Source organism: Micromonospora sp. NPDC051296 (genome assembly GCF_040682255.1).
In the GTDB taxonomy this organism is placed as follows: Bacteria; Actinomycetota; Actinomycetes; order Mycobacteriales; family Micromonosporaceae; genus Micromonospora; species Micromonospora craterilacus.
The window spans coordinates 1-12,258 of sequence record NZ_JBFBAO010000211.1; the positions used below are offsets into that span (position 1 = coordinate 1).

Annotated in this window: 15 protein-coding genes; 12 read left to right on the forward strand and 3 right to left on the reverse strand. The window is 70.5% G+C overall.

Going from position 1 to position 12,258, the window contains the following annotated elements:
- The 5 genes from AB0M52_RS21255 to AB0M52_RS21275 all read left to right on the forward strand — a co-directional run.
- Positions 1-583 (forward strand): hypothetical protein (locus AB0M52_RS21255; protein ID WP_363956241.1); only part of this gene is annotated, 583 nt, incomplete at its 5' end.
- 2 nt (positions 584-585) lie between these two features.
- Positions 586-1,578 (forward strand): nucleoside triphosphate pyrophosphohydrolase, encoded by a 993-nt coding sequence (locus AB0M52_RS21260; protein WP_363956244.1) that lies wholly within the window; start codon positions 586-588, stop codon positions 1,576-1,578.
- A gap of 195 nt (positions 1,579-1,773) precedes the next feature.
- Positions 1,774-2,226, forward strand: a complete 453-nt coding sequence (locus tag AB0M52_RS21265; protein ID WP_363956247.1) for a hypothetical protein — start codon at positions 1,774-1,776, stop codon at positions 2,224-2,226.
- A gap of 162 nt (positions 2,227-2,388) precedes the next feature.
- Positions 2,389-3,162: a helix-turn-helix transcriptional regulator gene (locus AB0M52_RS21270; RefSeq protein ID WP_363956250.1), complete on the forward strand. Its 774-nt coding sequence runs from the start codon at positions 2,389-2,391 to the stop codon at positions 3,160-3,162.
- 29 nt (positions 3,163-3,191) lie between these two features.
- Complete coding sequence (locus tag AB0M52_RS21275) at positions 3,192-4,811, forward strand: DUF885 domain-containing protein (protein ID WP_363956253.1); 1,620 nt, start codon at positions 3,192-3,194, stop codon at positions 4,809-4,811.
- A 9-nt stretch (positions 4,812-4,820) separates the two neighbouring features.
- Here AB0M52_RS21275 and AB0M52_RS21280 read toward each other — a convergent pair whose 3' ends face one another.
- Positions 4,821-5,513 carry a hypothetical protein gene (locus AB0M52_RS21280; protein ID WP_363956255.1) on the reverse strand — a complete coding sequence of 231 codons (693 nt, stop codon included), beginning with the start codon at positions 5,511-5,513 and terminating at the stop codon, positions 4,821-4,823.
- Positions 5,514-5,734: 221 nt separating this feature from the next.
- Between AB0M52_RS21280 and eno the strand changes: the two genes are divergently transcribed.
- The 4 genes from eno to AB0M52_RS21300 are packed head-to-tail and all read left to right on the forward strand — an operon-like array spanning position 5,735 to position 8,837.
- Positions 5,735-7,018 (forward strand): phosphopyruvate hydratase, encoded by a 1,284-nt coding sequence (eno, locus tag AB0M52_RS21285; RefSeq protein ID WP_363956258.1) that lies wholly within the window; start codon positions 5,735-5,737, stop codon positions 7,016-7,018.
- Between the two features lie 29 nt (positions 7,019-7,047).
- Positions 7,048-7,677: a septum formation initiator family protein gene (locus tag AB0M52_RS21290; protein WP_363956261.1), complete on the forward strand. Its 630-nt coding sequence runs from the start codon at positions 7,048-7,050 to the stop codon at positions 7,675-7,677.
- A gap of 36 nt (positions 7,678-7,713) precedes the next feature.
- The gene (locus tag AB0M52_RS21295; protein ID WP_363956263.1) at positions 7,714-8,271 is read left to right on the forward strand and encodes a DUF501 domain-containing protein; all 558 of its coding nucleotides are present in this window, start codon (positions 7,714-7,716) and stop codon (positions 8,269-8,271) included.
- 20 nt (positions 8,272-8,291) lie between these two features.
- Complete coding sequence (locus AB0M52_RS21300) at positions 8,292-8,837, forward strand: amino-acid N-acetyltransferase (protein WP_363956266.1); 546 nt, start codon at positions 8,292-8,294, stop codon at positions 8,835-8,837.
- Between the two features lie 49 nt (positions 8,838-8,886).
- Here AB0M52_RS21300 and AB0M52_RS21305 read toward each other — a convergent pair whose 3' ends face one another.
- On the reverse strand, positions 8,887-9,072 hold the full coding sequence (locus AB0M52_RS21305; protein WP_363956277.1) for a DUF397 domain-containing protein: 186 nt from the start codon (positions 9,070-9,072) through the stop codon (positions 8,887-8,889).
- Positions 9,069-9,887: a helix-turn-helix transcriptional regulator gene (locus AB0M52_RS21310; protein WP_363956269.1), complete on the reverse strand. Its 819-nt coding sequence runs from the start codon at positions 9,885-9,887 to the stop codon at positions 9,069-9,071. The genes AB0M52_RS21305 and AB0M52_RS21310 overlap by 4 nt, the downstream gene beginning before the upstream one ends.
- 319 nt (positions 9,888-10,206) lie before the next feature.
- Here AB0M52_RS21310 and AB0M52_RS21315 point away from each other — a divergent pair, with 319 nt between their 5' ends.
- The 3 genes from AB0M52_RS21315 (at position 10,207) to AB0M52_RS21325 (ending at position 12,230) form a co-directional block, all read left to right on the forward strand.
- Positions 10,207-10,542: a hypothetical protein gene (locus AB0M52_RS21315; protein ID WP_363956271.1), complete on the forward strand. Its 336-nt coding sequence runs from the start codon at positions 10,207-10,209 to the stop codon at positions 10,540-10,542.
- Between the two features lie 137 nt (positions 10,543-10,679).
- Positions 10,680-11,618, forward strand: a complete 939-nt coding sequence (locus AB0M52_RS21320; protein ID WP_363956280.1) for a Ppx/GppA phosphatase family protein — start codon at positions 10,680-10,682, stop codon at positions 11,616-11,618.
- 114 nt (positions 11,619-11,732) lie between these two features.
- On the forward strand, positions 11,733-12,230 hold the full coding sequence (locus tag AB0M52_RS21325; protein WP_363956274.1) for a hypothetical protein: 498 nt from the start codon (positions 11,733-11,735) through the stop codon (positions 12,228-12,230).
- The last annotated feature ends 28 nt before the right edge of the window (positions 12,231-12,258 follow it).

The window sequence follows — 12,258 nt, forward strand, 5'->3', positions numbered from 1 at the left end:
CCTCCAGGCCGCCGTGACCCGGCAGGACGTGGTCAACCTGCTGGTCAGCCTCGAGCTGGGCAAGCGGGTCGTGGCGGAGAAGAACCTGCAGGTGCCCGACGAGATCGTCCCGGAGCAGCTCCAGCAGGGGCTGCGTCTGCCGGCCACCGCCGAGTACACGAAGCTCTGGGGCGAGTGGGCGGACATCTTCCAGGCGCTGGGCCAGCAGTTGCCGCCGCCGGCAGAGCTGAGCGACGAGGCGGTGATGGCCGTCTACCGGGAGCTGCAGGAGCCCGCGGGCCTGGAGCCCGGGCTCTCCGTGGAGCAGGTCCGGCAGATCTTCGGCGAGGGTGGCTTCATCCGCAGCGGGGTCGCGCTCGGCGTCGCCCTCCAAGAGGAGGCGGAGCGGGCCGGCACCTCGATCAACCCGCGCTACCAGCCGATCGCCGTGCCGTCGGTGGTGAGCAACGGCCAGGCGCTGATCTTCTACTCGCTGCCCTACCTCGACACGGACGGCCCGGTCAGCGACGTCTCCACGCCGAAGCCGAAGCTGACGTCGACCGAGCCGACCGGCGACGAGGTGACCCAGACGGTCACCGGCTGAGCATGTCGGCGCGGATCGTCCTACTGGTGACCTCACCTCGGTTGCCAGCCGGTTTGCTGACGGCGGGCGCCTGGGACGTCGTACGTGCCGCACCGGTGCTGGCCGGGGCGGAGAGCGAGCTGACCACGGCGATCCGGGCGGCCGGTGCCGAGGTGCGGATGCTCGACGGCCCGGCGGTGCCCGCGCTGCTGGACGCGGTGGCGGCGCACGGGACGGTGGTCTGGCTGGCCGGCCCGGCCGGGGACGAGACGCTGGCCCGGGAGCTGGGCCTGCGGCTGGCCCGCGAACCGGGCCTGGCGGAACTGGAGCTGATGTACGGCTCGTGGGATCCGCCCGGGGCCCGGTTGCTCGACGCGGTGGCCGTGCTGGACCGGCTGCTCGCGCCCGGCGGTGACCCGTGGAAGCGGGCGCAGACCCACCGCAGCCTGGCCGGTTTCCTGCTGGAGGAGTGCTACGAGGCGTACGACGCGATCAGCGCCGGGGACACCGACGCGCTGCGCGAGGAACTGGGTGACGTGCTGCTCCAGGTGGTGCTGCACGCCCGGCTGGCCGAGGAGCTGCCCGAGGGCGAGCGGTGGAACGTGGACGACGTGGCCGGTGGGCTGGTCGACAAGATGATCCGCCGCAATCCGCACGTATTCGCCGGTGCCGAGGCGGGCACCCTGGACGAGATCACCGCGAGCTGGGAGCGGATCAAGCAGGCCGAGAAGGCCCGCGACTCGGTGCTCGACGGCATCGCGCTGAGCCAACCCGCGCTCGCCCTGGCGGCGAAGATCCTGGAACGTGCCGGCCGGGCCGGCCTCACGGTGCCGGTGCCGCCCCCGACGGACGATGTGGCGGCGGCTGGCTCGGCGGATTCCCTGGCCGCCGAGCAACAGCTCGGGGCCAGCCTGCTGGCCACCGTGGCGGCGGCCCGTGACGCCGGGCTGAACGCCGAGGCCGCGCTGCGCCGAGTCACCCTGGCATACGCCGCCGCGGTCCGCGCCGCCGAATAGCAGCCGGGCGACGGCACTGTCAAGCATCCTGCTGGTACCCGCAAGCAGCTCCCGCTGAGGGTGAGACATAGACGACAGTGGGTGTCGGCCCAGTCCTGGGCCGCGAATCTCCGGTATCAGGGTCGATCACGGAAACCGTGTCAGGGTTGGCTGCGGAGACCGGAGGTCCGTGCGGAACGCAAATAAGGGGTATCAGTGTCTCAGTCGACCTACCCGCGAAAGCGCGGAATCCTGCGCCATCTCATGGTTGCCGTTGCCGCCACCGTTGCCCTGCTCGTCGCCGCCCAACAGCCCGCCATCGCCGGGGCGCGCGGTATTCAGACATGGGGCGCCTTCTGCGTAGGTGGCAAGTGCTTCCCCAGCGGCATCCTGGAACACGAAATCATCGGTAACGACAACAACATCCAACGTCAGTGGGCGGACGCTTCGTCCGCGGCCAATCTCTGCAACTGGCGGATGGACTTCGTCTACTACGACACGAACAACACGCTGTACTACCGGAACCAGGGCGCGACCAACTACACCTGCACGAGGAGTGCGGGCCGGATTGACTACACCAATCGCATCGTGCGCTATGGCAAGTCCTGCGCGGAAATCTACTCCAACAGCACTCTCATTGCTCGTCAGTGCCACTACATCACCAAGTGACCAAGCCGTGCTGTGAGCATCAGGTCCTTGCATGCTGGGGAAGTCGTTTCCCCGCAAGCCAGGGCCTTTTGCCTTTTGTCGGGTGTCGGACCACTTCACGTAGGACGTCGAGCGTGGCACGATGGGCGATCACGTGGGCGTCGCAGCAATCAGGGGGTTGTGATGGCAGAAGCGACTCGTGTCCCTGCCGCCGAAAGGGATTCCTCCGGCACCGAAACCCTCGAACGCAGGTCGTTCGCGTTGCGGTCGGTGGTGATGGACCGGATCCGGGCCGTCCAGCAACTGGGCGTTCATGATCGCGCCATGATGCCCTTCGCCGAAGGGTTACCGGCGATCTTGGACCGGCTTGTCGTTTTGGAGCGTTCCACCCGATCGGCCGTTTACAACCTGCAACCGCAGATGTTCTTCGACCCGTTGCGGCGAGAACGAGACCTCAACCGACGCACCCGGGCCCGGAAGCTCAAGGGTCATCTGATCGCCTCGCCCAATGACTACCTGTCACTCCTCGCACCCTGCCACCCGGACACCTGGGTGGCCCCGGTGCATCTGATGGGCATCGCTATCGACGAGCGTCTCGCGCTCTTCCCGGGACCGGTCAGCCCCGGGGGACGGCCGACGGCATGGTTGTGCGCGGACAGGTCGCTGGTGGCCATGTTCTGTGAAATCTGGGAGGAGGCCAAGCGGCAGGCGGTGCCGATCTACGACGTACCCGGGCTCGCCCGCCTCACCGAGCGCCAGGTCGACATCGCCGCCCTCCTGGCCCGGGGTGCAAAAGATGCCACCGTCGCGCGACTGCTCGGAGTGTCCCAGCGCACCGTCACATCCGACATCGGAAGAATCCTGGACGCACTCGGGGTGTCGACAAGATGGGAAGCCGGGATGATCATGGGGCGTGCCTGCCCAGGGGCCTTGACCGAGCACCCGGCAAAGTGTTGACCGCGCCAATCGGCTTGTAGGGTGCCCGCATGTCCTCCTTCGTGCCGTTGGCCGAGCGGATCGTCGATGCGCTGCTGGAAACCAGCCCGGACCTGGCGTCCCACGCCGGTGACCACCGGTTCGACGACCGACTGCCCGACCGCTCCGCCGATGCCGTCGCGGTCGACGTCGGGATGCTGCGCGAGGCGGCCGACGCGCTCGCTGAGTGCGACGAGCTGTCCCTGCCGGCGGAGGAGCAGGTCGACCACGCACTGCTCAGCGCCCTGGTCGACCGGGAGCTGTTCGAGCTGACCGAGATCCGGGCGCACGAGTGGGATCCACTGCGGCACAACCCCGGACCGCTGCTGCACGCCCTGGTCGCCCGCCCGTACGCTCCGGCCGAGGTCCGGCTCACCAGCCTCGCCGGGCGGCTGGACGCCGTACCCGACGCCCTGGCCACCGCACGCGCGACGCTGAGCGACATGCCGCGGATCCACGCCGAGACGGCGGTCGGGCAGTTCACCGGCGTGGCGGCGCTGATCCGCGACGAGGTGCCGGCGCTGCTCGCGCAGGCGCCCGCGCTGTACCGCCGGGTCGAGCTGGCCGCCACCGCGGCGATCGCCGCGCTGGAGGAGTTCGTCGCCTGGCTGCGCGTCGACCTGGCCGCCGACGCCGGCCCCGGGCGCGACCCCCGGCTGGGCCGGCGCCGCTGGGAGGCCCAGCTCTGGCACACCCTCGACACGGAGCTGAGCGCCGCGGAGATCCAGCGCCGCGCCTGGGCCAACCTCGACCGGGTCACCGAGGAGATCCGCGCGGCGGCGGTCGAGCTGGTCGGTGGCCCGGCCGACGACGAGACGGTACGCCGGGCGCTGGACCTGCTCGCCGCCGAGCACCCCGACGACCACACCATCGTCGACCTGGCATCGATCACCCTGGACGAGGCGACCGACTTCGTTCGGGCCCACGACCTGGTGACCGTGCCGGACGACCCGTGCGTGATCGAGGTGATGCCGCAGTTCGCCCGCGGCGTGGCGGTGGCCTACTGCGACGCGCCCGGTGCGCTGGAAACCGCCGACCTGCCGACGTTCTACTGCATCGCGCCGACCCCGGCGGACTGGCCGGCGCATCGGGTGGAGTCGTTCTACCGCGAGTACAACGACCACATGGTCCGCGACCTGACCGTGCACGAGGCGATGCCCGGGCATTTCCTCCAGCTCGCCCACGCCCGCCGCCACGCCGGCTCCACCCGGGTCCGCGCGCTGACCCGGTCCGGCCCGTTCATCGAAGGTTGGGCGGTCTACGCCGAGGAGCTGATGGCCGGGGCCGGCTTCGGCGGCCTACCGGTGCGGTTGCAGCAGCTGAAGATGCAGCTGCGGATGACCCTCAACGCGTTGCTCGACCAACTGGTGCACGCCGAGGAACTGCCCGAGGCCGAGGGGATGGCGCTGCTCACCGGGCGCGGCTTCCAGGAGGAGGGCGAGGCGGCGGGCAAGTGGCGCCGCGCCCTGCTCACCTCCGCCCAGCTGTCCACGTACTTCGTCGGCTACAGCGAGGTGGCCGCGATCGCCGCGGCCCGCCCGCACGATGTGCCGCTACGCGCCTGGCACGACGAGATGCTCGCCCACGACTGCCCGCCCCCACGTCACCTGCGGACCCTGCTCGGCGTGTGAGGCCCGTCGTCAGGAGCCGGCGGCCCGGCGGTCCACCACGCCGGCGCCCGGCGGCAGGTCGAACGCCGCCCCGTCGACCTGCTCCCGGTAGCGGCTCAGCGCCAGCTCCACCGGCTGGCCGTCGACCTGGCCGGTGAAGCTGCCCAGCGCACCCTCCCCGGTCACGCAGGCGGAGAAACTCTCGGCGGTCTGGCGTACGTCGACACAGGTGGCGAGGTGCCCGGCGACCGTGGTGTCGCTCTGCGTGATGGCCGCCTCCGGGTCCAGCGCGGCGGCGGTCAGCAGCCCCATCACCATCGGTGGCGTGACCTGACCTGCCCGTTCGGCCGCGGCGAAGACGACCACCGAGGGCTTGCTGTTGGGGGCGGGCGGCGCCTCGATGGTGCAGACCGTCCGGCCGCTGTCGGTGTCGCAGCGGGTGGTCGCCTCGGCAGTGACCGTCAACTTCCCGCCCGGCCACTCGTACGCGGACCGGGCCGGGTCCTGGGACTGGGCGATCGACGCGGTCCGCCCGCCGGGAAGCTGGTACTCCGCCGAGTAGGTCAGTTCCAGCGCCCGGTCCATCCGGGCGGCGAGCTCGTTGACGATGTCGGCCCGCCCCATGGCCCGACCGGCGTCGTCCAGAGCCTGACAGCCGGTCACGGTGAGCAACGTTATGACCGACACGGCGAGCGTACGAAGGGTGGTCGAGGCGGCGGGCATGGCGACCAGCCTGATCGATCGGGTCCCGCTCGTGCAAACTCGTTGCCGGTTGAGGCACGAGAATCCGGGAATGTCCGACCCGTCGGGGGCCGAACTGCGGGCCACAGCCCGCCCGGTCGCCGCCCCGGCGGGCGGGGACCGATACGCTGCGTTCAACACCTGCCTCTGCCGCACCGTCGCGGCCCATACGGCACGAGACGACATGAACGAGGAGCGACTCAGTGGCAACCATCGAGGTAATCGAGGCTCGGGAGATCCTGGACTCGCGGGGCAACCCGACCGTCGAGGTCGAGGTCGGGCTCGACGACGGGACGATCTCCCGGGCGGCGGTGCCCTCCGGCGCATCGACCGGCGCCTTCGAGGCGATCGAGCTGCGCGACGGTGACAAGGACCGCTACCTGGGCAAGGGAGTGGAGAAGGCGGTCGCCAACATCGAGGACCGGATCGTCGACCAGCTGATCGGGTACGAGGCCAGCGAGCAGCGGGTCATCGACCAGAAGATGCTCGACATCGACGGCACCGACAACAAGGCCGAGCTGGGCGCCAACGCCATCCTCGGGGTTTCGTTGGCGGTGGCCAAGGCCGCGGCCGGCAGTGCCGAGCTGAGCCTCTTCCGCTACCTGGGCGGGCCGAACGCGCACCTGCTGCCGGTGCCGATGATGAACATCCTCAACGGTGGGGCGCACGCCGACAGCAACGTCGACATCCAGGAGTTCATGATCGCGCCGATCGGCGCGCCGAGCTTCCGCGAGGCGCTGCGCTCCGGTGCCGAGGTCTACCACGCGCTCAAGTCGGTGCTCAAGAAGAAGGACCTGTCGACTGGGCTCGGCGACGAGGGCGGCTTCGCCCCGAACCTGCCCACCAACGCCGCCGCCCTGGACCTGATCGCCGAGGCGGTGGAGAAGGCCGGCTACCGGCTCGGCACCGACATCGTCTTCGCCCTCGACGTGGCCGCCACCGAGTTCTTCGCCAACGGCAGCTACACCTTCGAGGGGGTCGCCAAGACCGCCGAGGAGATGAGTGAGTACTACACCAAGCTCGCCGACGCGTACCCGATCGTCTCCATCGAGGACCCGCTGGCCGAGGACGACTGGAGCGGCTGGCAGACGCTGACCGCGGCGATCGGCGACCGGATCCAGATCGTCGGTGACGACCTGTTCGTCACCAACCCGCAGCGCATCGCCCGGGGCATCGCCGAGCAGGCGGCGAACGCGGTGCTGGTCAAGGTCAACCAGATCGGTTCGCTGACCGAGACGCTGGACGCGGTCGAGCTGGCCCACCGGGCCGGCTTCAAGTGCATGATGAGCCACCGTTCCGGCGAGACCGAGGACACCACCATCGCCGACCTGGCGGTGGCCACCGGCTGTGGCCAGATCAAGACCGGTGCCCCGGCCCGCTCGGACCGGGTGGCCAAGTACAACCAGCTCCTGCGGATCGAGGAGGAGCTGGCCGACGCGGCGCGGTACGCCGGGGCGGGCGCCTTCCCGCGTTACCGTTCCGCCTGACGGAAGCTGGACCTCGGGGGAGGGGTGTGATGCAGCAGCGCCGCACACCAGGTGGTCAGCGTCCGGTTCGCCGGCCGGGTCGCACCGGTCGGACCGGCACCGGCCGGGGTACGGTCCGGGACGGCGGAATCCGCGCCGAGTCGCGCGCCGCCGCCGGCCGGGCGCCGTCGACCACCCGCGGTGCCGAGGGCGTACGCTCCGCCAAGCGGCCCGCCGCCGCCCGGCGTACCGGGGCCGGCGGCGTCACACGGCTCTCCGCACCCCAATCCCGAGGTCTCACCGGGCGGGCCACCGTGCTGTTCGCGGTGTTGATCGCCCTTGCGCTCGCCTACACCTATCCCGTCCGGGTCTACCTCGACCAGCAGGCCGACATCGAGCGGATGGAGGCCGCCCAGGCGGCCCAGCGCGAGTTGATCGCGGAACTGGCCGAACGGGCGGCGAAGTGGGACGACGACGCGTACATCGAGACCAAGGCCCGGGAACGGTTCTTCATGACCCGGCCCGGCGAGAAGATGGTGATCCTGCTCGAAGACCCGGCCGGTGCCGCCCGGGACGCGGGTGTCGCCGGTGACCCGGCGACCCCGGCCACGCCGGACGCGTGGTACGACACCCTCTGGTCGAGCGTGCGGGCGGCCGACGCCAATCTGATCGACGAGTGAGCACCGACAACTGAGCACCGAACGAGAGATGGCACCGTGACTGTCGTACCACCGCAGGAGCCGGCGGCGGCTTCCGTACCCCCACCCAAGCGGGAGCCGGCCACCGAGGCCGACCTTGCCGCGGTGGCCGCGCAGCTCGGACGCCCGCCGCGAGGGACCCGGGCGGTGGCCCACCGCTGCCCGTGTGGCCTGCCCGACGTGGTGGAGACGACGCCCCGACTCGCCGACGGCACCCCGTTTCCGACGCTGTTCTACCTGACCTGTCCCCGGGCGACGGCCGCGTGCAGCCGGCTGGAGTCGGCCGGGTTGATGCGGGAGATGGCGGAGCGGCTGGCCACCGACCCGGAACTGGCCGCTCAGTACCGTGCGGCGCACGAGGACTATCTGACCCGCCGGGACGCCATCGCCGAGGTGCCCGAGATCGCCGGGGTCTCGGCGGGCGGGATGCCCGGCCGGGTGAAGTGCCTGCATGTTCATCTCGGCCACGCGCTCGGCGCGGGGCCGGGGGTGAACCCGTTCGGCGACGAGACGCTGGAGCTGGTCGAGCCGTGGTGGACGGCCGGCCCCTGCGTCGACGTGCCGGACGCCGGGTGAACCCGGACGGTCTTTCGGCCGTGACCCGACCGGATCAGCCCGACCCGGCCGGCGCTGCCGACGGCGACATCGTGCTCCGGCGGGCCCGGACCGCCGACGTGCGGGCGATCCGGCGGCTGGTGGACACCTACACCGACGATCGCCGGCTGCTCAGCAAGGCGACCGTGACGCTCTACGAGGACGTGCAGGAGTTCCGGGTCGCCAGCCGGGTCTCCGACGGCGCGGTGGTGGGCTGCGGTGCCCTGCACGTGATGTGGGAGGACCTGGCCGAGATCCGCACCGTCGCGGTCGACCCGACCTGCCGCGGCAAGCGGATCGGGCACCGGATCGTCGCCGAGCTGATCGAGGCCGCCCGGGAGCTGGGCGTGGCCCGGATCTTCGTACTCACCTTCGAGACCCGGTTCTTCGGCTCGTTCGGCTTCACCGAGATCGACGGCGCCCCGGTGCCGCAGCCGGTCTACGAGCAGCTGCTGCGCTCGTACGACGAGGGCGTCGCCGAGTTCCTCGACCTGGAACGGGTCAAGCCGAACACCCTCGGCAACACCCGCATGCTGCTGCGCCTCTGAAAACGCAGCAGCCCCCGGCTTGGTCGGGGGCTGCTGCGCTGGTGTCGGCTCAGGCGCTCTTCTTGGCCAGGCCGACGAAGCTCGCCCAGGAGGTCGGGGTGAAGGCGAGCGTGCCGCCGTCGCGGTCCTTCGTGTCGCGCACGAGGACGACGCCGGTCAGGTTGTCGGCCACCTCCACACACGACCCGCCGTTGGTGCCGGAGTAGGTCGACTTGCGCCACCTGGCAACTGTCATGTCCATCTCTGCGCCGCTTCCTTGATCAGTTCGAGGGACTGCCTGCGGGGGAGCGCCTCACCCCGGACCGCCTCCCAGGTCCGTTGAAGGGTGGCCAGGTCGTCGGTGTGGTTCACGATCTGTGCTCGGACCTGGTGGTCGAGGTGGGCCACCACTGAGCCGTCGCTCAGAGTGGCCAGGATGAAGCCTCCCTGCAACCCAGGGTAGATCCCCGTCTCCTCCGGCACCACGAGGATCTGGACGTGCGGCAGCTCGGAGATCTTGACCAGGTGTTCGAGCTGCTCCCGCACGATGTCGGGGTGGCCGTTGATCCCCCGCCGGAGCACCATCGCGTCGAGCACCGCCACCACCGGTACCGGCACGTCGCGGGTGAGGATCGCCTGCCGGTCCAGTCGGGACGCGACCCGCTGATCGATCTGGGCGGGCAGGAGCAGGCCGTTGTCCATCATGCCCCGTGCATATGCCTCCGTCTGGAAGACGCCCGGCACGAACGCCGGCTCGTACCAGCGCAGTAGTACCGCGTCGCGTTCCAGCTCGATCCACTCCCGCAGCCACGACGGCGTCTGCTCCAGCTTCGACAGCTCGCGGAGCATCCGGGTGAACCGGCCCTCCGCCGCCTCCGGATCGAAGGCCGGGTCGTGGGCGCGGTCGACGGCGAGCATGTAGTCCTTCGTGGGCGGTCGACCGCCGGTCTCGACCGAGCTGACGTGTGATCCGGAATAGCCGATGACACGACCGAAATCGTCCTGGCTCGACCGGAGGTGGGCCCGGAGCAGGCGCAGTTCCTCGCGTACGTAGTCGATTGCGTTGCTCATCGATTCCCCACCTCTGCCCAATTCCGCCCGACGGCCTGTCAAAACAGCCCTACCACGACCATGACCTGCGCAGATGCCGCGAGCACCTATCGACATCAATGCGGTCCTATCGAGACTGTCGCACAACGGATCCGCTCCTATCCAGGAAGGGCCGGGGTGGATTTCGTGTCGGGGCCGCCCCTGGACATTCCCCCGTACCGGGGCGGCCCCTCCCGATCACCTGTGTGATGGAGGCCGATGTGCGTACCCGTCCATTTCTCTGCCCGACGGTGGTCCTCACCGTGCTGCCGCAACGTCGGCGCGGCACCCACCTGCCCGAGTGGATGCGCGAGCCGACACAGCCGCTGCCCCTCCAACGCCCCGGGGGCCACACCCCGAGCACCCGCGCGCCGCCGGACCGGATGCCCCGCACACCCCGCTGCGGCCGATGTGGTGCTGCCGGGCCGACGGGCAGCCCTGGCCCTGCGCTGCGGCGCGGCTCCTGCTCCGCGCCGAGTTCGATCGGAACCTCACCGGCCTGACGATCTACCTCGCAGGCTTGATGTACGAGGCCATGCGCGACCTCTACCACCTCAATCCCCACGACGGTCCCGAGCCGACGACGCTGTTCGACCGGTTCGTCGGCTGGGCCCGCCGGGGACGCAACGCCGGGTAAACGCCATGACGCCGGTGGGTACGTTTCTTGTCGCCCTAGTGACAAGAAACGTACCCACGCGCCTGGACCGCGCGGTGTTTAACCTGCGGACATGGCGGGCCCCGAGGGGGCGGTAGGGTGCCGTCGTGACGACGCGCGTGGCTGCCATCGACTGCGGCACCAACTCGATCCGGTTGCTGATCGCCGACCTGCCGGCCCCGTCGGCCGGACCGTCCGCGCCGCTGGCCGACGTGTGCCGACGGATGGAGATCGTCCGGCTCGGCCAGGGTGTGGACGCCACCGGCCGGCTGGCCCCGGAGGCGATCGAGCGGACCCGGGTCGCGCTGGCCGACTACGCCGCCGAGATCGAGAAGCTGGGCGCCGAGCGGGTACGCATGGTCGCCACCTCGGCCACCCGGGACGCCGCCAACGCGGCCGACTTCCGGGCCATGGTGGAGCAGACCCTGGGCGTCGCGCCCGAGGTGGTCAGCGGCGACGAGGAGGCCCGGCTCTCCTTCACCGGTGCGGTGCGCGGGCTGCCCACCGACACGCGGTCGCCGTACCTGGTGGTGGACATCGGCGGTGGTTCGACCGAGTTCGTCGTCGGCAGCCGTGCCGGCGGTGTCGACGCGGCGATCTCGATGGACATCGGCTGCGTCCGGATGACCGAGCGGCACCTGCACGGCGACCCGCCCGGCCTGGCCGAGATTGCCGCCGCGCAGGCCGACATCGCGGTGGCGGTGGACCGGGCGCTGGCCGCCGTGCCGGGACGGGAGGCGGCCACGCTGGTCGGGCTCGCCGGTTCGGTCACCACCGTGGTCGCGATCGCCGAGGGACTCACCGAGTACGACCCGAGCCGGATCCACCATGCCCGGGTGTCGTACGAACGGGTGGCGGAGGTGACCGCCGAGCTGCTGGCGATGACCCGCGAGCAGCGGCTGGCCATCCCGGTGATGCACCCCGGCCGGGCCGACGTGATCGGCGCGGGCGCGTTGGTGCTCCGCGTGATCATGGAGCGGGCGGGCATGGCCTCGGTGGTCGCCTCCGAGCACGACATTCTCGACGGCATCGCCTGGAGCCTCGCTCCGACCACCTGACGACACGCCGGGAACCTGGGAATTGGCTGAACGGATGAGGCAGGTGGGGCAACGGGGGGAGCCGATCATCCCTTACCGTGTCGTCTGCTCATCCACCATTTGGAAGGAAATCCCGTGTCAGAGCAGGTCGCACCGCCCCCCGCGCCGGACGCATCGCAGCACCCGTCGAGCGTGCCGGCAACGCCCGGGGAGGCGGGCGTGCAGCCGGCGTCGCCGGTTGAGCCGGAGAAGAAGTCCGGTGGCAAGAAGAAGCTGCTCGGCATCGTCGGCGCGATCGTCGCGTTCGCGGTGGTGGCAGGTCTGAAGTTCGGCCTGGCCAACGTGTTCAACTCCGACGAGGCGGCCGAGGCGAAGGCGGGTGACTGCATCGCCGAGCTGTCCGAGACCATCGGCGACGAGGAGACCGAGGTCGAGGGCGCCAAGGTGGTCGACTGCGCCGACAGTGCCGCCGTGTACAACGTGGTCGGCCGGGTCGACGGGCAGACCGAGGAGCAGGCCCGCTCCGGGGACGCCTGCACCCAGTACTTCAAGGATGGCGACGACGGTTACGTCTTCTCCAGCATCAAGCCGGGTGGCACCGGCTACCTGCTCTGCCTCACCAAGAAGGCCTGAGGCGATCCGAGCAGCATCCCCACCACCG